Origin of the sequence: Rheinheimera sp. (genome assembly GCF_036782235.1) — a bacterium.
In the GTDB taxonomy this organism is placed as follows: Bacteria; Pseudomonadota; Gammaproteobacteria; order Enterobacterales; family Alteromonadaceae; genus Pararheinheimera.
On the sequence record NZ_DAIPZL010000003.1, the window covers coordinates 26,216 to 46,762 of the forward strand.

19 protein-coding genes are annotated in these 20,547 nt (G+C 50.3%); 10 read left to right on the forward strand and 9 right to left on the reverse strand.

Annotation, left to right across the window (positions count from 1 at the left end; translation table 11 throughout):
* Positions 1 to 35 precede the first annotated feature (35 nt).
* The 9 genes from V7P87_RS04190 to V7P87_RS04230 are packed head-to-tail and all read right to left on the reverse strand — an operon-like array spanning position 36 to position 8,780.
* Positions 36 to 791 carry an oxidoreductase gene (locus V7P87_RS04190; RefSeq protein ID WP_333796304.1) on the reverse strand — a complete coding sequence of 252 codons (756 nt, stop codon included), beginning with the start codon at positions 789 to 791 and terminating at the stop codon, positions 36 to 38.
* Positions 784 to 1,485, reverse strand: a complete 702-nt coding sequence (locus V7P87_RS04195) for an acylneuraminate cytidylyltransferase family protein (RefSeq protein ID WP_333796305.1) — start codon at positions 1,483 to 1,485, stop codon at positions 784 to 786. The genes V7P87_RS04190 and V7P87_RS04195 overlap by 8 nt, the downstream gene beginning before the upstream one ends.
* A 13-nt stretch (positions 1,486 to 1,498) precedes the next feature.
* The gene (locus V7P87_RS04200; protein ID WP_333796306.1) at positions 1,499 to 2,509 is read right to left on the reverse strand and encodes a Gfo/Idh/MocA family protein; all 1,011 of its coding nucleotides are present in this window, start codon (positions 2,507 to 2,509) and stop codon (positions 1,499 to 1,501) included.
* Positions 2,506 to 3,564, reverse strand: a complete 1,059-nt coding sequence (locus tag V7P87_RS04205; RefSeq protein WP_333796307.1) for a nucleotidyltransferase family protein — start codon at positions 3,562 to 3,564, stop codon at positions 2,506 to 2,508. The genes V7P87_RS04200 and V7P87_RS04205 overlap by 4 nt, the downstream gene beginning before the upstream one ends.
* Before the next feature lie 10 nt (positions 3,565 to 3,574).
* Positions 3,575 to 4,225 (reverse strand): acetyltransferase, encoded by a 651-nt coding sequence (locus tag V7P87_RS04210; RefSeq protein ID WP_333796308.1) that lies wholly within the window; start codon positions 4,223 to 4,225, stop codon positions 3,575 to 3,577.
* The gene (gene neuB, locus V7P87_RS04215; RefSeq protein WP_333796309.1) at positions 4,203 to 5,288 is read right to left on the reverse strand and encodes an N-acetylneuraminate synthase; all 1,086 of its coding nucleotides are present in this window, start codon (positions 5,286 to 5,288) and stop codon (positions 4,203 to 4,205) included. The genes V7P87_RS04210 and neuB overlap by 23 nt, the downstream gene beginning before the upstream one ends.
* Before the next feature lie 8 nt (positions 5,289 to 5,296).
* The gene (neuC, locus tag V7P87_RS04220) at positions 5,297 to 6,436 is read right to left on the reverse strand and encodes a UDP-N-acetylglucosamine 2-epimerase (protein ID WP_333796310.1); all 1,140 of its coding nucleotides are present in this window, start codon (positions 6,434 to 6,436) and stop codon (positions 5,297 to 5,299) included.
* Positions 6,433 to 7,593, reverse strand: a complete 1,161-nt coding sequence (locus V7P87_RS04225; protein WP_333796311.1) for a LegC family aminotransferase — start codon at positions 7,591 to 7,593, stop codon at positions 6,433 to 6,435. Before V7P87_RS04225 ends, neuC begins: the two co-directional genes overlap by 4 nt.
* Positions 7,593 to 8,780 (reverse strand): UDP-N-acetylglucosamine 4,6-dehydratase, encoded by a 1,188-nt coding sequence (locus V7P87_RS04230; protein ID WP_333796312.1) that lies wholly within the window; start codon positions 8,778 to 8,780, stop codon positions 7,593 to 7,595. The genes V7P87_RS04225 and V7P87_RS04230 overlap by 1 nt, the downstream gene beginning before the upstream one ends.
* A 204-nt stretch (positions 8,781 to 8,984) precedes the next feature.
* Between V7P87_RS04230 and V7P87_RS04235 the strand changes: the two genes are divergently transcribed.
* The 10 genes from V7P87_RS04235 to fliJ all read left to right on the forward strand — a co-directional run bounded on the left by V7P87_RS04235 (position 8,985) and on the right by fliJ (position 20,406).
* Positions 8,985 to 9,779 (forward strand): flagellin, encoded by a 795-nt coding sequence (locus V7P87_RS04235; RefSeq protein ID WP_333796313.1) that lies wholly within the window; start codon positions 8,985 to 8,987, stop codon positions 9,777 to 9,779.
* A 132-nt stretch (positions 9,780 to 9,911) separates the two neighbouring features.
* The gene (locus V7P87_RS04240) at positions 9,912 to 11,366 is read left to right on the forward strand and encodes a sigma-54 dependent transcriptional regulator (RefSeq protein WP_333796314.1); all 1,455 of its coding nucleotides are present in this window, start codon (positions 9,912 to 9,914) and stop codon (positions 11,364 to 11,366) included.
* A gap of 118 nt (positions 11,367 to 11,484) precedes the next feature.
* Complete coding sequence (locus tag V7P87_RS04245) at positions 11,485 to 12,825, forward strand: sensor histidine kinase (protein ID WP_333796315.1); 1,341 nt, start codon at positions 11,485 to 11,487, stop codon at positions 12,823 to 12,825.
* 1 nt (position 12,826) lies between these two features.
* Complete coding sequence (locus tag V7P87_RS04250; protein WP_333796316.1) at positions 12,827 to 14,188, forward strand: sigma-54-dependent transcriptional regulator; 1,362 nt, start codon at positions 12,827 to 12,829, stop codon at positions 14,186 to 14,188.
* A 340-nt stretch (positions 14,189 to 14,528) separates the two neighbouring features.
* On the forward strand, positions 14,529 to 14,864 hold the full coding sequence (gene fliE / locus V7P87_RS04255; RefSeq protein ID WP_333796317.1) for a flagellar hook-basal body complex protein FliE: 336 nt from the start codon (positions 14,529 to 14,531) through the stop codon (positions 14,862 to 14,864).
* Between the two features lie 9 nt (positions 14,865 to 14,873).
* A complete protein-coding gene (gene fliF, locus V7P87_RS04260) occupies positions 14,874 to 16,592 on the forward strand; it encodes a flagellar basal-body MS-ring/collar protein FliF (protein WP_333796318.1) in 1,719 nt (572 codons plus the stop codon).
* The gene (gene fliG / locus V7P87_RS04265) at positions 16,585 to 17,616 is read left to right on the forward strand and encodes a flagellar motor switch protein FliG (RefSeq protein WP_260657688.1); all 1,032 of its coding nucleotides are present in this window, start codon (positions 16,585 to 16,587) and stop codon (positions 17,614 to 17,616) included. The genes fliF and fliG overlap by 8 nt, the downstream gene beginning before the upstream one ends.
* 73 nt (positions 17,617 to 17,689) lie before the next feature.
* Positions 17,690 to 18,583: a flagellar assembly protein FliH gene (gene fliH, locus V7P87_RS04270; RefSeq protein WP_333796319.1), complete on the forward strand. Its 894-nt coding sequence runs from the start codon at positions 17,690 to 17,692 to the stop codon at positions 18,581 to 18,583.
* A gap of 27 nt (positions 18,584 to 18,610) precedes the next feature.
* Entirely contained in the window at positions 18,611 to 19,948 is a 1,338-nt protein-coding gene (fliI, locus tag V7P87_RS04275) for a flagellar protein export ATPase FliI (RefSeq protein ID WP_333796320.1), read from the forward strand.
* 2 nt (positions 19,949 to 19,950) lie between these two features.
* The gene (gene fliJ, locus V7P87_RS04280; protein WP_333796321.1) at positions 19,951 to 20,406 is read left to right on the forward strand and encodes a flagellar export protein FliJ; all 456 of its coding nucleotides are present in this window, start codon (positions 19,951 to 19,953) and stop codon (positions 20,404 to 20,406) included.
* Positions 20,407 to 20,547 lie beyond the last annotated feature (141 nt).

Sequence of the window (20,547 nt, forward strand, 5' to 3'; positions counted from 1 at the left end):
CCTGATCCAGCGCTGTGTTGTAACCTAAAATTGTTTTATAACGTAAAACCATCATCAACAATAACATTCTGACCGTTGATGTATCTTGCATCATCTGACAGCAGGAACAACACAGTGCCTGTCATACTTTCAGGTGGCAGCATGCCGGTTCCCAGGCATTTATTCCGGTATTTCTCCGTAAACTCAACAGGTTGCTGATCCAGAATGCCACCAGGGCTTATTACATTGACTCTAAAGTCGCTGTGGCTCACATATTTGCAGACATACTTACTCAGGTGAATAAGCGCCGACTTGATAGCGGCGTATTCCACCGGCATGGTAAAAGCAACATCCTGATAAATATCAAATTCCGGTGCAACAACGCCATAAATAGAGGCAAAATTCACCACAGCTAACGGCCGCTGATGCTCAAGGAAATATTTGGCGCAGCTTTGTAGCAGGAAAAATGATGAGCCCAGATTCAGCGCTACATTGTCGTTAAAGTCGTCCAGCGTGACGGCTAAAAAGTCGGTGCCATATTTTTTATTGCGCGGATAAATACAATTCACCACACCATCGATGTGCTGATGCTGCGCAAAAAAGGCGGTAACTTCGTTTGTGTTGGTTAAATCAAGTTGCAGCATGCGCAGCGCCGGGTGTGACAGCTCAACACCAGCGCTGCTCAGCCGTTGTTGTAACAACTCCAGGCTTAAATCGCAGGCCAGCACCTGATACTGGGCGGCCAATAAAGTTTTGACTATATGTTTGCCCAGCAGGCCGGCGGCGCCCGCCACCACTATTGTTTTAGTCATCCAATGCAGCTCCGTTTGTTAACAGCGACTCGGCAAATAAAAAATCATAGATATCGTCGATATCCACAGCCCGTTGTTTTGGCACTTCTACACTTGTGACTTTACCGGCAAAAAGTGCATTGTTTTCCAGAATATAATTGACCTTTGCTGCATAAACCACAGTGGTAATATCAAAAGCAACTGGAGCGTCCTGCCGTCTTTTAATGGCTGGCTGGTCGTTGATAAAAAGACAAACCTCATCCGCGCCTTTGGGTTTAACCATATTAAAATAGGGGTTGCGGGCGGCCGGGGTCACGCCAATACAGATATCGGCTTTACTGAGCTGCAGTTGTTGCAGGGCAGCAGTCACATCTTTGGCGGCGCGCAGCGGGCTGGTAGCCGGTAAGCTGACAAAAGTATCAAACTGCACACCTTGTTGCTGAACATAAGTAATGGCATGTTGCCAGGCCAGCCATTCAGCAGCGGTATCAGTGGCAAGTTCAGCCGGCCGGCGAATGATCTGAGCGCCGGCAACTTTGGCGGCAGCTGCTATCTCATTACAGTCGGTTGACACGTAAACTTTTGAAATTTCAGGAATTTTCTGTGCCACTTCAATGGAATAATGCAATAAAGGTTTGCCACAAAGTGGCTTGATATTTTTGCCGGGCAAACCTTTAGAGCCACCGCGGGCAAACACAAAAGCAATCACACTCATAAAAACTCCGGCTTTAGCTGCCCTGTTGCTGTGGGGTTATCGGGCCAATACTGGCCTGCTGTTTGGCCTGTTCAATCAAAGCCAGGGTGCAAAGGGCATCGTCCACTGTGGCAAGCGTAGCGCTGGTTGTGCCAGGCTGTTGGATCTGTTGTTCAAAAGCAGTCAACATCTGCAGATACATCTGGTTGCGCTGATAGGCGGGTTCACTGAATAACAGTTGTTGCTCAGAGCCGGTAAAGAGCCAGATGCTGTTTTGTACCAAGTCCCACTCCAGCCTTGCAACTGTGGTGCTGATGATACAGCGGCGCTGCACTGTTTTTTGCAGGAAATCCTGATGCAGGCTCACTGTGGCACCACTTTGGGTGCTCATTAATAAATCGGCCTGATCTTCCACATCAATCTCCAGCAGGTCACTGTGCTTAAGCTGACTATAGTGAAGATGCAGCGGGCCAAATAAATAATGCAGATAATCCAGCTCGTGGCTCAGCTCCAGCAGCACACCACCACCGAGCTCAGCTCTTGCAGATACACTTTGCCGGTAGTCTTTGCCAGGTCGCCAGTCGGGCAGATACTGAGCAACCTGGCAGTTGATATGCAGCACCTTACCAAGGTCGCTGTTTTGCAGGGTAGTTTTTAGCAGTTGCAGGGCCGGTAAAAATCTCAGGCAATAAGCCACAGCTACTGGTGTTTGTGGCTTTGCCAGGCAAAGTTGCTGCATTTGTTGGCCATCGGCCAGGTTGGCTGCCAGTGGTTTTTCCACCAGTACCGGAATGTGTTTCGCCAATAAGGCGCGCATAAAGTGCAGATGGCTGGAGGCGGGAGAGGCCACAATACAATAATCGAGCTGGATACTAAGCAGTTCATCTGGGTGAGCCGGATATAAAATATCAGCGTCACGCTCAGCTTCAGCGATAGCGCCTGTGGCACCCAGCCAGTAAAGTTGTGCATCGGGATGCAACAAATGCAGATTGCTGATGTGGCGCCGGCCAATACTGCCGGCACCAATCACCGCAATATGTTTCATGCCGGTAACCTTAAGTTGTGCACGTCAATTTGGGCTCTTTGGTAGTCATCAATACGGCCTATGTCCAGCCAATATTCGTGGATAGGGAACATAGAGACTTTTTTGGTGAGCTCAATATTCTGTTCCAGCAAAGTTGGCATATCAATGCGTTGATTGGGTTTCACCTGAGCACGCACTTCCGGATTGATCACATAAATACCGGCATTAACAAAAAGACGCTGAATGGGTTTTTCCACCATGCTGAGCACCCGCTCGCCGTCGCCGTTAATAACGCCAAAAGGAATTTGATACTCATAATCGCGTACACACATAGTGGCGTCCGAACGGCTTTTATTATGAAATTCCAGCAGTTGTTCAAAATCTACTGTGGTTAATAAATCACCGTTCATTAATAACACCGGCAATTTGGGCGCATCAGGCGGCAGCAGGCCAAGGGCGCCGGCAGTGCCAAGCGGCAGATCTTCATAAATATATTTAATACTGACGTTCCACTTAGAGCCATCGCCAAAATATTGCTGAATTTGTTCCGGCATATAGTGCAGCGAAATATAAAAATTATGAAAACCAGAACGGATAAAACTCAAAAGCACCAGTTCCAGAATAGGTTTGTCGCCCACTTTAAGCATCGGTTTTGGACAATCATTGGTCAGGGGTTTTAACCGGGTGCCAAAACCACCAGCCATTAAAAACACCGGATTGTCATGCCTGAATTCAGGTGAATTGCGCTGTAGAATTTCAAGGTCAACCACTTTGCCGTTTTCAAGCAGTGGAATAGACAATAAACCTTTTTCATTCATCAGCTTAATCAGCTCGCGTCTGGATGTGCCGTTTTGAGCCGTCACAGGGTGATTGTTCATCACGGCACTGACCGGGCTGTCCAGCGAGAAGTTTTTTAATAAACCACGGCGGATATCACCATCTGTGACCACCCCCAGCAGTTGTTGGGCTTCTGAGACCACCAGGGCAATACGCAAGGACGCCTGATCGATGATCTTTAGGGCATCACGGATAGAGCTGTCAGGGGCGATAAGGACTTGTTTCCACTTTTGTTCCATCATGATGACCTCACATAACGATAAAGTGCCGTGCCGGATAAACTTTTTGCTGCTCTAGCAAATCACATACCAAAGTAGCGCCTGCTGCCACCAAAGCTGCCTTGCCGATAGCAATATTCTGAATCACGGTCGCGCCGGCGCCGATAAACACCTGTTCGGCGCAGTGCACATTGCCGCAGAGCACAGCACCGGGTGCCACCATCACATGGGCATCCAGTTTGCAGTCGTGCTCAATCACTGCGGCAGTGTTAACAATACAGTTCTGTGCAATCTGCACACCGGCATTGACAATACTGCCGTCCAGAATTTGCACCCCTTCGCCCAGACTGCAGTAGGCAGATACCAATGCTTTTTCGGAAATGACACTGGCAAACTGGTACCCCAGGGCTTTGAACTTATCAAAAATCTGCATCCGCCTGTGTTCACCGGGTAAGCGGCCGACGGCATTCACCAGCAGCACGTCATTTGGTGAAAACTCACGCATTTGCTCGTCCTGGTGATATTGTTTGATGCCGGCAAAAGGGGCGGCTAACTGCGCTTTTTCGGCGCAAAAAATCGCGGTAGGGAGCTGATTTTGCCGCGAGAGAATATCCAGCAGCACCCGGGCGTGGCCACCGGCACCAATCATCACCAGCTTTTTAGTTGTCGATAAGTTCGTCATGCTGATAATCCCTGTTGATGGTGCTGCCAAGCAGCTGCCAATAATCAAATGGACTTTTGCCATCACCCGGTCTTTTGCAGACTAAATCTTCGGCTTTAAAAGTGTCGCCTGCTTTAAGCGGTCGTGCCGCCACCAGCGATTTTCGGATCAGAATGCGGTTTTTCAGCTCAGAAGGGGCAGGCTCTTTGCGGCCATGGCCCAGCACCAGCTCCACCTGACGGATGCCGTCCACCATGGCCTTGAGTTCTGCAGGCTCAAGCGATGCCTGATGATCAGGCCCTGGCAGGTTTTTATCCAGGGTAAAATGTTTTTCAATGACAGTGGCATCACGGGCCACCGCGGCCATCGGCACCACAATGCCCTGACTGTGGTCGGAATAACCAACCGCCAGACCAAATTCCTGCCGTAAGCTATCCATGGCTTTTAAATTAATGTCGGCAAAAGGCGCCGGATATTCGGTGGTGCAATGTAATAAGGTGACTTTTTGTTTCAGTTGCGCCTGGCCTGCAGCTGAGTGAAAGGCGCTGACAAAGTCGGCACTGCTGGTTGGCAACTGAGTTGCTGGCGTCGTCATGCCATAAGCCAGTACACCCAGTGCATCCCGGATCTCGCTTAAGGTGCTGACACCGGTCGATAAAATAATATCGGCGCCGGTGCGGGCATATTGTAATAACAGCGGGGCATTGGTGATTTCACCGGACGGAATTTTCATCACCGGCAATTGCAGCTGAGCTAAAAACTGCAGGCTTTCGCTGTCAAAAGCGGTCGACATAAAACGGATGCCGAGCTCGTCGCATTTTTTGATCAGCAGCAGATGGTCAGCATGACTGAGCTGCAGTTTTTTCAGCATATCCAGCTGATTTCCGTTATTTTGCGTATTTTCAGCCTGGTATTCTGCTTTTTTGGCTCTGTTCGTTACCAGTTGCTCAGCGTTGAAGGTTTGAAACTTCACCACATCAGCACCGGCGGCACTGGCCGCTTCCACCAGCTGCAAGGCCAGTTCTAAACTGCCATTATGGTTTACGCCGGCTTCGGCAATGATCAGGGTTTTGCTCATCAGCATCTGCGCTCTTAATAAATATCAAAAAACTTTTTATGCGCAGTCAGAGGTAATTCCGCCAATAACCGGGCGACCGTCTGGCTGGTCTGTCCTGCGTCATAAGGGTTATCGGCGGCGCTCAGCAGATCTTTAGTCTGTAGTGCCTGTTGGATGGCATGGCTGATGGCCAAAGGCTCAGGCGGGCAATGCACTATATGTTTTGAACACTCGCGCCCTTGCTGGCGCACCCCAACATTTACTACAGGCACCGCCAGTGACGGAATTTCAATAATGCCGCTGGAGGAGTTACCAATCACCAGCGCGGCATGGCTGACCACATCCAGATAACGATGGCCAAAAGATGCCACAGTTTTAACCTTGCTGTTGCTGGCTTGCCATTGCTGCAGCGCCTGAATAATCACTTTGCCGCCGTTGTCGGCATTGGGGTAACTTGCCACCACCGCATAGTGTTGTTGGTTATCAAGCGCCTGGATCAGCGCTGCAATGCCGGCGGCCGGGGCTTCATCTGCGGCTGTCACCGGATGATAAGTTAAAAAGATAAATTTGCTATCAGGTGCCAGCTCCAAAAACGCCAGGGTATCAGAGCGGCTGGCGCGTTGTTGGCCCCTGATATTATCCAGGCCAATAGCGCCCACATGAAACACCCGTTCCGGCGCCTCACCCAGCTGGATCACTCTCTGGCGGTGCTGCAAACAGGACGTTGCATGGTAGGTACTCATTTTGGTGATGGCGTGGCGAATAGCATCATCATAAGCACCTTCGGTAATTTCACCGCCGTGCAGATGCATAATCGGGATTTGCATAATCAATGCGGCCTGCGCCATGCCAAGGGCTTCGTACCTGTCACCAAGCAGCACCAGCAGATCGGGTTGCAGCCGCTCCAGCGCATCGGCATAACCAATAATGCCAAGGCCCAGGCTTTTCAGGGTGCCGACCGGGCTGTCGGACGATAATAAAGTTTCAATTTTGGCGGCGATAGCAAAACCATCCTGCTCAATACTTTGCACCGTATAACCATAATCAGGCGACAGGTGCATGGCTGAAACGATCAGCTGCAGCTCAAGTTCTGCATCTAACTGAATTTGTTTGAGTAGCGGATACAACAAACCATATTCAGAGCGGGCACCGGTAAAAACTGCAATTTTTCTCATGCCCTGTCCTCTGGCGTCACTGAACTTGGCAGATTTACCAGACGTTTGGCCAGCCATTCGCTGTGACTGAGGCTCCCACGCGGGCAATCTTTATACATGGGTAAATGATGCATCAGCTCCCACACTGGCCTGGTCATAATGCCATGGTCATTGCTTTGTTTGAGGAGCTGCTGTTGTTGTTGTTCATCGGCACAAATCACCGCATTTAACCAATAGTTGGATTTGGCGTAAGCAGGCTCAGCGACAAACTGATAATCACTGTTTTGCAAAAAGGTCTGGTACAGCTTGGCCAGAGCTCTTTTATTGGCCAGATAAGATGGTAATTTTGCCAGCTGGGCACAGCCTAAAGCGGCATTTAAATTGGGCATGCGAAAGTTAAAGGCCACTTCGTCATGGAAAAACTGATAAGGATGGGCAACCTTAGCGGTGGTGGTGACATGTTTACAATGCTCCCCATCGTCCATCTGCTGACACAGCACCATTCCGCCACCACCTGTGGTGATTATTTTATTGCCGTTAAAACTTAAAGCGCCAAAACGGCCAAAGGTGCCGGTGTGTTGGTCACGGTAAAAAGAGCCGAGACTCTCGGCGGCGTCTTCCACCAGCGTTAGTTGCCATTCACTGCAAATAGCAACAATTTCATCAAGTTGCACCGGATGACCAAAGGTGTGCATAGGTACAACAGCGCCAATTTTTTGACCTGTACTGCGAAGTACTGTCTGGCCTGCGGCGTTTTTGCCACACTGTTCAGTTAAAAACTGCTGCAGTGCATCCGGGCATAAGCCGAGGCTAATAGGCGACACATCAACAAAAGCAGGGGTGGCACCAAGAAAATGCACGGCATTACAGGTGGCAACAAAAGTCAGTGCCTGGGTGATCACAATATCACCCTGACCAACACCGGCCAGGTGTAAGGCGGCTTGTAAGGCGGCGGTGCCATTGACGGTGGCAACAGCGCGGCTGCTTTGGCAAAAGGTGGCCATCTGTTGTTCAAACTGGTCAACAAAAGGGCCTACACTGGAAACAAAAGTGCTGTCGATACAAGACAGCAGGTTGGTTTTATCTAGCTCACTGAACTGCGGGGCATGCAGTGGGATAGGGCCGGTACTTTGATAAATGTCGCGGATAAAGCTCAGCAGCGCCTTGGTGCCTGTCATTACATTTTTCCATCCAGATATTTGCCGGTGTCCTGATGCATAAAACCGGGCAAAGTGGCGATAAATACTTTGACTATATCGGCCTTGTGCCAGACAGGTTGAGCCTTGATCTGATTTATTTGCTGATAAAAGTGAGTAAGCTGCTGCTGATCTTCTGGTGCGCTCTGGTGCAGCACACCAATCTGCTGATAACTGTGAAAATCCGGACTGTCCTGTTGCTCGTAAAACTCTTCGGCTTCTTTTTCGCCCGTAGTATCAGACGGGCTAAAGACACAAGGCCATTGCCCCTGGGCCGGCAGTGTGGCCATTAAAGAGCGTGCTTCTTGTTCTGTGCTGCAGAGCTTTGGCGTAAAGCCATGGTTTTTCAGAAACTTCTCCGCAATGCTTGTCATGCTGATCAGCTGGCTTTCATCCAGTTTGGGGAAATACACATCGCCGTTCTGGCCAAAACAGCAGGACATAATACAAAGCACTGCGGCTTCGTGGTCGGTAATAAAATAACGTCTGATATCGCTTGGTGCTGCTAAAGGCTGTTGTTTTTGCAGCCGTTTTTCAAAACCATGTAACAAAGAGCCGTCGGAAAAGGCCACATTGGCAAAACGGGCGGTGGAGATGTTGATTTGGTTGCTGTAGCTGGCCAGCACCAGCTCCATAATACGTTTAGAAGCGCCCATCATATTTACCGGATTGGACGCTTTGTCGGTGGAGACACAAAAGTATTTTTTAACACCGGCCTGCACCGACTGACGCAAGGTTTTTTCGGTGTTCAGGATATTCACGTCAATCATCCGCATCAGCGTAAAAACGTCTTTTTCGCTACGCACATGTTTCAGTGCCGACAGGTTCAGCACATAGTCGTATTTGCCGTCGCTGCTGATAAATCTGTCATAAGCCAAAGAGCCGATATCCAGCGCCAGCGCCTGAAAATCAGCTGGGAAAAGGTCAAAGCTGCTGCGCAGGTCTCGTACCAACTCAACCAGATTATTTTCACTGATATCAACCAGATGCAGTTTGGCAGGGCTATAACTCATTAACAGTCTCGTCACCGCCTGGCCAATAGAGCCAGCCGCCCCCAGCACCAGACAAGATGAATTGCCAAGCAGGCTGCACAGTTTGTGATGATGGGCCTGTAAATCGTCGTCCAACATTTCAGATGGGCGGCCTAAATACTGTAAGACATTTTCCATAAAGCACTGACTTTTGGTTATTTGATTTTAAATCAGTCTATTAGAAAACTTATCAGGCGACAAACCCAAGCGCTGAAATCGCTGCTGAGCAAAGCCCGCTGCTGTGTTAACCAAAGAGTTGCCGTGCACAGCAGCTTCGCCTTGGAACATCATGCCAATGCCACTTATACTCAAAGTCCTGCTGCTGACAAAAGGTAAGTTGCCGTGAAAATTAACACCAATATTGCTGCCGAGCCGCTCAGGCAAACCCGGATCGATTCAGACAATCTGCTAAAACAACTGGCCAGTGCCAGAAGAGTCAACAGTGCCGCCGATGACGCCGCAGGTTTACAAATCATTGACCGGCTGAATGCCCAGGTCAACGGCGCCAATCAGGGTATGCGCAATTTGTATGACGGTATATCGCTGGCGAATGTGGCTGAGCAGACGCTTGCCGGCGTCAGTGACGGTTTAGCGGAGCTTGATAGTCTGACAGTGCAGGCCGGCAACGGTGCTCTGACCGATGCCGATCGTGCCGCCATTTCAGAGCAAGCTGCGCAAATCAGCAAGTCGATGCAACAACAAATCGACAACAGCAGTTTTGCCGGTGTGAAGTTGTTCGCCAAAGATAAACAAATTGCCTTTAGCAGTGGCGATACGCTTTTGAACCTCAAAACGCCTGGGCTGGCCAATGCGGTCAGTGGCAATGGTTTGGATGCTATTGATTTTAATACGGAAGCTGGCCGTAGTGCTGCGCAAAACAATATTCAAAGCCTGACAAAAACTGTAAATGCTGCCCGGGCAGACTTAGGTGCTGGCATCAATACTTTTGCTGCTGCGGCCCGGGGTTTGGCCAATCAGAACGAAAATGTAGCGGCAGCCCGCAGCCGGATTGAAGATTTGGATTATGCCAGTGCAGTGTCACAGCAGGTTGCCAATGGCGTCAAGGAACAAGCCGCTGTTGCTGTCAGAGTACAAGGGCGGATTTCTGCCGAACAGTCATTGAAATTATTAGCATAATTGTTTTTGCTGAAGTACTGACCAAGCGCAACGCTAATTTTTTGACACTAGCGTCAAAAAATTAGCGTTTTACCTTGCAAGCCTGCATTGCCTTTGTAAGAATGAAAAAAAAGCAAAGAGCAGTGCCGCGCCATGACCCCGAAGCTTTATATTCTTGATCAGCAGGAACAACGTGCCCAGCGTCTGAGTATTATTCTGACTTTTGTAGCAGAGCCGCATCAGCTGGTTACTGAAACTGAGTTACAACAGGCGCTGGCGGCAGACGCAAAAGCCGTGGTGCTGCTTGGGGCTTTGACCAGTCAGCAGCATGAACAGCTGATAGAACAATATCCGCAAGCGGCGTTTTTACTGCTGGGCGAAACCTTAAAATCTTTGCTTAAACACGCCAATGTGGTTGGTTTGCTCACCGAACCTTTTGCTTATGCATCCCTGACCCAGCACCTGCGCGATTGTCAGGAATATCACAGATTGTTACCAGGCCAGCGCCAGCACGAAGTGCAGGCCCGTTTTGTCGGTATGGTTGGCTTGTCACCACAAATGCAGCAGGTGCGTTTTTTAATTCAGCAGGTGGCAAGAACAGATGCCAATGTGCTGATCTTAGGCGAATCCGGCACCGGCAAAGAGGTGGTGGCACGCAATATTCATGTGTTGTCGCATCGCAGTGAAGGGCCTTTTGTGCCTATTAACTGTGGTGCTATTCCGGCAGAACTGTTGGAAAGTGAGTTGTTTGGCCATGAAAAAGGCGCTTTTACCGGTGCTATTTCTACCCGTAAAGGCCGTTTTGAACTGGCGCAGGGTGGCACACTGTTTTTAGATGAAATTGGCGATATGCCACTGCCCATGCAGGTGAAGTTACTGCGGGTGCTGCAGGAACGCACCTATGAGCGGGTCGGCGGCAGTCAGCCGATTAAAGCCGACGTGCGTATTATTGCCGCTACCCATCGTCAGCTCGAAGACATGATCAGCGACGGCCGCTTTCGCGAAGATTTGTTTTACCGGCTCAATGTGTTTCCTATTGAAACGCCGGCGCTCAAAGAGCGTGCTGAAGATCTGCCTTTGTTATTGCAGGAATTACAACAAAGGCTGGAACAGCAGGGCCAGGCCGCCATTAAATTTACCGAAAGGGCTATTGCCAGCCTAAAGTTACACCCCTGGCCTGGCAATGTGCGGGAGCTGGCCAATCTGGTGGAACGTTTAAGCATTATGTATCCACAGCAGGTCATTGATGTGGCTGAATTGCCGCAAAAATACCGTCACCTCGATGTGGAAACCTATGTGCCGCATTACCCTGAAGCGCTGCAGGAAAGAGACGCCATTAACGAGTTATTCCAGTTTGAACAGGATGATGACGACAGTGCTGCCGAATTTGGTGTTGCATCAGCGTCGATTGAACAGTTACCGGATGAAGGCCTGGATTTAAAACAGTTCCTGGCCGATCTGGAAATTTCTTTGATAAGCCAGGCACTGGAAAGGCACGATTATGTGGTGGCCAGAGCCGCTGATATTTTATGTTTGCGCCGGACCACTTTGGTGGAAAAAATGCGCAAATATAATCTGGTGCGTGACGAGCTCAATACTGAAGATTAACCCCTTTGTCAAAATTTTGGCTGAAAATAGTTAGCTTAATACTTTGATTTAAAATAATATTTTTGATGGCACACTTTGTGCTTAAACCCGTTAGTATTTTCATCTGACGGGGACTTGTATGCACAGCATCGCCTTTGTTGCCAACACCTGCACAATGCCGGACCTTGCGCCGGAGCGCACGCCAGATCTTGGTGGCGCGGCACAGCCTTTGTTTGAGCTGGTGGCATCCGACAGTGCTGAGTTGTTGTCCGCCAGCGCGCTTTTTGCCACTGGTGCTGCAACCCTGTCGGGCAGCGGCCAAACACCCGGCAGACCGGCCAGCATAGTCACCGCCTTATTTCCTCACACTATGTCCCAGCTTGCGGCCAAAACACCGGCTGCGGCATCTTTATTTGCCGATCTATCCCAAACACCGGCCAGTCAGGCGGCTCAGCAGCAGGAACTTAAGCGGCTACAACATATTCTGCAGGCCTTGCCGACAGGTGTGGTGGTACTTGATAGCAAAGGTTATGTGCAGCATGCCAATCCGGTGGCGATTCAGATGTTGGGTGAACCTTTGATCTGGCAACGCTGGCTGGATGTGATCACCCGTAGTTTCCGGCCGCGCAGTGACGATGGTCTGGAAGTGTCATTACATGATGGCAGGCGTGTGCAGCTGGCTATCAGTGCGCTGGAAGAAGGTGCCGGTCAGCTTATAGTGCTGACCGATCTGACCGAAACCCGTCAGTTACAAAGCCGTATTGCCCATCTGCAACGCTTGTCTTCACTTGGCAAAATGATGGCGTCGCTGGCACATCAAATCCGCACGCCGTTATCCAGTGCCATGTTGTATGCGCAGAATCTTTGCAGCCAGAAAATTGCCCCAGCAGCCCGGGTGCAATTTCAGCAAAAACTGTTAAACCGGCTGCAGGATTTAGAACAGCAGGTCAACGATCTGCTGCTGTTTGCCCGCTCCGGCCGTGAGCAGCAGGTGGCGCCTTTGTCGCTGCAGCAGCTGTTAAACGAAGTGCACAATTCAGTCGAAACCCTGGTGCAACAACAGCAGGGCAATATAAAGCTGCAGCTGCCAGAGCCGGATCTGCTGCTCCTTGGGAATCACACTGCACTTTGTGGTGCTATGGCCAATCTCATTCAGAACGCGCTGCAACATGCTGGCCCTGGTGCATGCATTCAGTTGTCGGCGCTTGCAAGCCCCGATGGCAAACAGGTGCAGCTGGCGGTGGAAGATTCAGGCCCTGGTGTGCCCAAGGCGCTGCAACAACAAATTTTTGAACCCTTTTTTACCACCCGCCCAAGCGGCACAGGCCTTGGTCTTGCGGTAGTGCAGGCTGTTGCTCATTCCCATCACGGCTCAGTGCGCTGTGTGGACGGCAAAGCCGGTGGTGCCAGATTTGAAATGATTTTGCCGGTATTGCCAGCCACAGCTGTGCTGCAATCAGGCCAACAGGAGGAGCAATAAAATGCAACAGACTAAAATTCTGGTGGTTGAAGACGACGCCGGTTTACGCGAAGCACTCTGTGACACCTTGCTGCTGGCTCAATATCAGGTGGTTGCGGCGGACAGCGCCGAGCAGGCCATTCAGCTGCTTAAACAGCATAAAATCCGCCTGGTGGTCAGCGACGTGCAGATGCAGGGCATGTCGGGGCTGGATTTACTCAAATCGGTCAAACTGAATTATCCGCATCTGCCGGTGCTGATGATGACAGCTTATGCCACAGTCAATGATGCGGTGCAGGCCATCCGGTTGGGTGCCGTGGATTATCTGGCCAAACCCTTTTCACCGGAAGTACTGGTCAATACTGTCGGCCGATATGTACAAAGTGACGAAGCGCCGGCTTTTGAGCCTATTGTGGCAGCGCCTGTCAGTCAGCAACTGGTGAAACTGGCCGCCAAAGTGGCGCGTTCTGATGCCAGTGTGATGGTGCTAGGCCCAAGCGGCTCAGGCAAAGAAGTGCTGGCGCGTTATATCCACCAGCAATCACCACGCCACGACGGCCCTTTTATCGCTATTAACTGCGCCGCCATTCCGGAAAATATGCTCGAATCCACTTTATTTGGTTACGAAAAAGGTGCTTTTACCGGCGCTATTGCCGCTTGCCCGGGCAAGTTTGAGCAGGCACAACAAGGCACGATATTGCTCGATGAAATCAGCGAAATGGATTTAAACCTGCAGGCCAAGTTACTCAGGGTATTGCAGGAACGTGAAGTGGAGCGGTTAGGCTCGCGCAAAACCATCAAACTGGATGTGCGGGTCATTGCCACCAGTAACCGCGACTTACGCCAGACTGTGGCGCAGGGGCTGTTCCGTGAAGATTTATTTTACCGGCTCAATGTGTTCCCGCTGACCTGGCCGGCGCTGGCCGACAGGCCGGAGGATATTCTGCCTTTGTGCCGGCATTTACTGGAGCGCCATTGCCAGCAGGCAGGCACGGCCACACCAGAGCTGACACCAACAGCACAACGTAAGTTGTTGCAGCACAACTGGCCTGGCAATGTGCGGGAGCTGGATAACGTGATGCAAAGGGCGCTGATAGTGCACAATGCAGCGGAAATTACCGCAGATGATATTTTGCTTGAATCCACTGAATTTAGCAGTCAGTTCCAGGAACCGGCGCCGGTTGCTGTAGCTGCTGGCAACGATCCTGATTTAAGTTTATTTAAATCAGGGGTGTATGAGCAGGAACATCGTATTATTCTGGAAACGATGAAAGCCTGTGCCAACAGACGCAAGGAAGTTGCAGAGAAACTTGGTATCAGCGCCCGTACTTTAAGGTACAAACTGGCGCGGATGCGCGAGTCAGGTATTCAGTTACCAGCCTGATATAACAGCAGCATAATGGCAGGGCCATCAGGCTCTGCTGTTTTGTGTTATGCCTTTTATCTGCAAAGATGCGCGCCTGGTGTTTTCTGCTGCGCTGGTTTTAGTCCGGCATTGGGCATTTGCAACCAGGGACATGTGCGTTAATGGTCCTGTGTTCGTCTGCTGCCTCTTGAATTGCCCATAGCAGCTTTAGTCTTTTGCCTCTGCTTTTCTATGGTGTCAGCATTTTGACATCACAGTTTATAGTTTAACTTATTGAATTAAAAAGATTAAATTGTGGCACATCTTGTGCTTAATACTGGTATTCCGGCTTCAGGCTGTTGTTTACAGGTAATTAATCATGGATATCAAAGGTGCCGCTTTATTTCAGGAAATGCAGGCTTATGCGCAGCAGGCCCGCAATTTATCCAACGACATTCAACCCCGTGATGTACAACTGAACAATACCAGTCAGTCTGAGTTTGGTGACCTGTTTAAGCAGGCACTGGATAACGTCAATGCGTTACAAAAAACATCCAATACGCTGGCCACAGCCGTTGAAATGGGCGATCCCAAAGTATCTTTGGCTGAGGCGATGATTGCCGGACAAAAAGCTTCTGTGGCCTTTGAAGCCACAGTGCAGGTGCGCAATAAGCTGGTGGAAGCTTATAAAGAAATTATGGCGATGCCGGTGTAATAGGGGGGCATGACTGTGGCTGAATCAACTTCAACTGAATTAACCTTAAGTAGCAATGACTTTGGACATAGCGCCGAAGACAATGCACAGCAGGAACAAAAGTCAGGCTTTTTAGGCTCTATGGGCGGCATGGATATAGTGCGTCAGATGACACTGATCATTGCACTGACCATTTGTATCGCTATCGCCATTCTGATCATCCTGTGGGCGCGTGAACCGGAAATGCGCCCGCTCGGCACCTTTGAAACCTCTGAGCTTATTCAGCATCTGGATTATCTGGATGCGCAAAAAATTGAATACAAACTGGAAGGCAATGTGATTTCGGTGCGTGGTGATAAATATCAGGACATTCGCCTGGGGTTAAGCCGCGCCGGTTTGCAAAAAGAAGCCAGTTCAGGTGAAGAAATCCTGATGAAAGACAGTGGTTTTGGTGTCAGTCAGCGTCTGGAAATGGAAAGGCTAAAACACAGCCGTGAACAACAGTTGGCCAGAACCATCGAAGAGTTTCAGAGCGTGGCCCGTGCCAGAGTCTTGCTGGCTATTCCAAAAGAAAACATTTTTGCCCGCACCGAAAAACAACCTTCAGCCACTGTCATGATCTCAGCCCGCGGCGGCAAAACCATTAAAGACAGTGAAGTCGATGCTATTGTGGATTTAGTGGCTTCTGCAGTGCAGGGGCTGGAACCGTCCAAAGTCACAGTGACAGATCAAAACGGCCGTTTGCTCAATAGCGGCTCACAAGATGCCAGTTCTGCCCGTTCGCGCCGTGAATATGAAATAGAGCAAAAGCGGGAAGAAGAATACCGCCAGAAAATTGACTCTATCCTGATCCCGGTACTGGGCATTGATAATTACACCGCTCAGGTGGATTTACAGATGGATTTCACCACCACAGAACAAACACAAAAACGCTTTAATCCGGATTTGCCGGCCGTGCGCAGTGAAATGACCATTGAAGAAAATAGCGTAGGCGGTGGTTCTATGGGTATTCCTGGTGCTTTGTCCAATCAGCCGCCGCTGGATTCCAATATTCCGGAAAAAGCGAACGACGGCAGTACCCCAGTGGTGCCTGGCCGCAACAGCAAAGAACAAACCCGTAACTATGAGCTGGACACCACCATCAGCCATTCCACCCAGCAGTCGGGTGTGATCAAGCGCTTAAGTGTGTCTGTGGCTGTGGATTACAAAATGACGCCTGCCAGTGGTGATGAACCGGCTAAAGCTGAACCCAGAACTCAGGCTGAAATTCAGAATATCCGCCGTTTATTGCAAGGTGGTATTGGTTTTGATGTGCAGCGTGGTGACACTATTGAGGTGGTGTCAGTGCCCTTTACCCGTGAAACCGTGGTTGAGGCCGCTGAAGTGCCGATTTATGAGCAGGAATGGTTCTTAAGGGTGGTCCGTCTGGCCCTTGGCGCCCTGGTGATTATCGTGCTGATTATGGCCATAGTGCGGCCAATGCTGAAGAAACTGATTTACCCTGAAGACACCACTGAATCTTATGATGAACATTCATTGTCGCGCGGTGTTGATTTAGGTGATGATACCATCGACATGCTGAGCAAAGAGTTTGACGTGAAGTCGGTTGGGTTTGCGCCGGACGGTACCCTAATGTTGCCGGACCTGCATGGTGACGAAGACTTATTAAAGGCGGTGCGTGCGCTGGTGGCGAACGAACCTGAACTGTCCTCACTGGTCGTGAAAAATTGGTTGGCTGAAGATGAGTAATGTAGAGAACAAACCGGCCTTTGATGTCGGCAAATTAGATGGTGTGGAGAAAGCCGCCATCCTGCTGCTGAGTTTATCGGAAGAAGACGCAGCGCAGATCTTAAAACATCTCGAACCCAAACAAGTGCAAAAAGTGGGTATGGCGATGGCGCAGATCGAAGATCTGAACCAGGCCAAAATTTCTGCGGTGCACCGTTTGTTTATCGAGCAAATTCAGAACTTCAGTACCATCGGCTTCCAGAGTGAAGACTTTATCCGCCGCGCTTTAACAGCGGCGCTGGGTGAAGAAAAAGCTTCGAACCTGATTGATCAGATCATCTTAGGGGGTGGTGCTAAAGGTCTGGATTCGCTGAAATGGATGGATTCCAAACAGGTGGCCAACATTATCCGCAACGAACACCCGCAAATTCAGACCATTGTATTGTCTTACCTGGAGCCTGAGCAGTCGGCGGAGATTTTGTCGCAGTTCCCGGAAAAAGTGCGGCTGGATTTAACCATGCGTATTGCCAACCTGGAAGAAGTACAACCTGCGGCATTACAAGAATTAAACGAAATTATGGAGAAACAGTTTGCCGGTCAGGCTGGTGCTCAGGCAGCAAAAATGGGCGGCTTAAAAGCAGCGGCCGACATAATGAACTACCTCGATACCAATATCGAAGGTCAGCTGATGGATTCTATCCGCGAGCACGACGAAGAAATGGCACAACAAATCCAGGACTTAATGTTTGTGTTCGAAAACCTGTTGGAAGTGGACGACAGGGCTATTCAGGCCATTCTGCGCGAAGTACAGCAGGATGTATTGATGAAAGCACTCAAAGGCACAGACGACAATTTAAAAGAGAAGATCCTGAAAAATATGTCCAAACGCGCGGCAGAACTGCTGGCAGACGACTTGGAGGCCATGGGACCGGTTCGGGTCAGCGAAGTGGAAACCGCACAAAAAGAAATTTTGTCGACAGCACGCCGTCTGGCCGATGCCGGCGAAATTATGCTCGGTGGCGGTGGTGGCGAAGACTTCCTGTAAGCCAACGCAGGCAGTGGCGGGTGCCGCTGCCTGATCCCATACTGATCAGGTTCTATTTATTGAGTTGTTAGCCATGAGCACCAATGCATTCCAACAAAAAAGGCCATTTAAACCTGAAGAAGGTGTGATGGATATTTTAAAAGACTGGCCTATGCCGGAAGATGAACACTCAGCCAACCACAATTCAGACCATCAGGCTGACGACCATTTTGCACAGCATCCTCAGGCGTCTGAGGTGCAGTCTCCGGCCAGCCAGTATAAAACCAATGCTTTTTACAAAATTAAAGCAGAGCCAGGCCGGCCTAAACCTAAAGTGCAGGAAGAACTGACCGTTAAACCTCTAACGGCAGAAGATATCGAGCAGATCCGTCAGGCCGCTTACGACGATGGTTTAGCCCAGGGCAAAGAAGACGGTTTTAGCCAGGGTTATGCACAAGGCCGCGAGCAGGGTTATCAGGACGGCATGCAGCAAGGTCAGGCCGAAGGTAAAAAACAGGGGGTGCAGGAAGGTGAAAGCCTTATTCGCGAGCAATTAGCCCAGTTGCAGGCTTTGATTGAACAGTTACAAAAACCTTTGCAAAAAGTCGATGCACAAGTGGAGCAGGCGCTGTTAACACTGAGCCTTGCTATGGCGGAAGCTGTGATTGGTGTTGAAGTCAAAACCAATCCACAGCTGATTTTGCAAACTTTGCGTCAGGCGGTGGAGGCTTTGCCTTATCAGGCGGAAAAACTCACCATCAAATTGCATCCCGATGATTTAGCCGTGGTACGCAGCCATTACACTGAGCAGGATTTAGCCGAGCGGCAGTGGCAACTGCGTGCAGAGCCTACCTTTGAGCGTGGTGATTGTACTGTGGAATCGGCAGAGTCAACTGTTGATCGCAGTCTGAAATTAAGATTACAAAGCAGCTTGGAGCACTTTTTGCAGGAGCCTGTGCAAAGCCCGTCAGCGCCGACGGAAGATTGACGCAGTGATCCCACTGCAAGGATAGGCATGAGCAGTTCAAGTCTGGCAGAGCGTCTGCTACAGCAACAACAACATATCAAACCGAATAAAGCCGTGGTGGCCGGCCGTCTGGTGCGGGTGGTTGGCCTGACGCTGGAGGCCACAGGCCTCAGTGCCGCTATAGGCCAAACCTGTGAAGTTGAAACCGCCGCTGGCCAGCTGCAGGCCGAAGTAGTGGGTTTTGCCAAAGACCGTATTTTCCTGATGCCCAAAGATGATGTGACAGGTGTAGTGCCTGGTGCACGGGTGACGCCTTTGCTTGGTTACAAAGGCGTACCGCTCAGTATGGCGCTGCTTGGTCGTGTCATAGACGGCGCCGGTAAACCACTGGATGGCCGTGGTCCTGTGCTTGCCAATGAATACAGCACAGGTAAAAAAGCGCCGATTAACCCCTTGCAACGCCGTCCAATTAAACAGCCGCTGGATGTCGGCGTGCGCGCCATCAACAGCATTATTACTGTGGGCAAAGGCCAGCGGATGGGTCTGTTTGCCGGCTCAGGTGTCGGTAAATCTGTGCTTTTAGGCATGATGACCCGCGGTACCGCTGCTGACGTGATAGTGGTGGGGCTGGTTGGTGAAAGGGGCCGTGAAGTCAAAGAATTTATCGATGAAATTCTTGGGGATGAAGGGCGCAGAAGGGCCGTGGTGGTGGCTGCGCCTGCCGACGTGTCTCCACTGATGCGCCTCAAAGGTTGTGAAACCGCAGTGCAGGTGGCGGAGTATTTTCGTGATCAAGGGCTGGATGTATTACTGCTGCTCGATTCTGTGACCCGTTATGCCCAGGCGCAGCGGGAAATTGCCCTGGCTGTGGGTGAGCCACCTGCCACTAAAGGGTATCCGCCATCGGTCTTTGCCAAATTACCCGCGCTGGTGGAGCGCGCAGGTAACGGCGCTGAAGGTCAGGGCTCTATTACGGCTTTTTATACGGTACTGTCCGAAGGTGACGATTTACAGGACCCTATTGCCGATGCCGCTCGCGCTATTTTGGATGGCCACATAGTGCTGTCACGCCAGTTGGCCGACAGTGGTCATTTCCCTGCTATCGACATTGAAAAATCCATCAGCCGGGTCATGCCGGCGGTGACCAGTCAGGAACACCAGTTGCTGGCACGCAGTATCAAACAGCTGTACGCCAGTTTTAGCCAAAGCAAAGATCTGATTGCCATAGGTGCTTATGTCAAAGGCTCGGATCCCATGTTGGATCTGGCCATCAGCCTGATGCCAAAAATTAATAAATTCCTGCAACAGGGCATGACAGATGTGGTGCCTTATGATGAAAGTCTGAGTCTGCTGTCGACCTTAGTGCCCCAGGGTAGAGGAGTCTGATCATGGCGTTAGCCCAGTTACAACTGCTGGCCAAAGTACAGCGCGAAAAAGAAGACAAACTGCAAGCGCTTTATATTCAGGCGCAACAATTTGCCAAAAATCAGCAGGATAAGTACGACGGTCTGGCCAATTACCGGACCGACTATATCCGCCAAAGCCAGCAACGCGGGATGCAAGGGGTACAAAGCCGGCAGTTTAACCAGTACCTGGCTTTTATTACCAAGCTGGATCAGGCGCTGGAACAACAAAATATGCAGGTGCAACAAGCCAAAAAAGTGGCGGAAACCAGACGCGTCAACTGGATTTTGCTGCAACGGAAACGCAAAGCCATTGATTTGTTGATTGACAAAGAGCTGGAAAAAATGGCCATCAAAGCACAAAAACAAGAACAAAAAATGCTGGATGAAATTGCCACCCAACAGTTTTTCCGCAATTTACATGCAGAGGCTGGTTCATAGTCAGGCAATAGCAGAGCGCAGCTGCTCAGGATAAAATCGGAGTTCTGCACAGTATCCATCGCCTTTCTCTCAGCTCTGGCGCGATTTTTGAATAGCATTTAAAACAGATAGGTTCGGCTTTTTCATAGAGCAATAGTAATA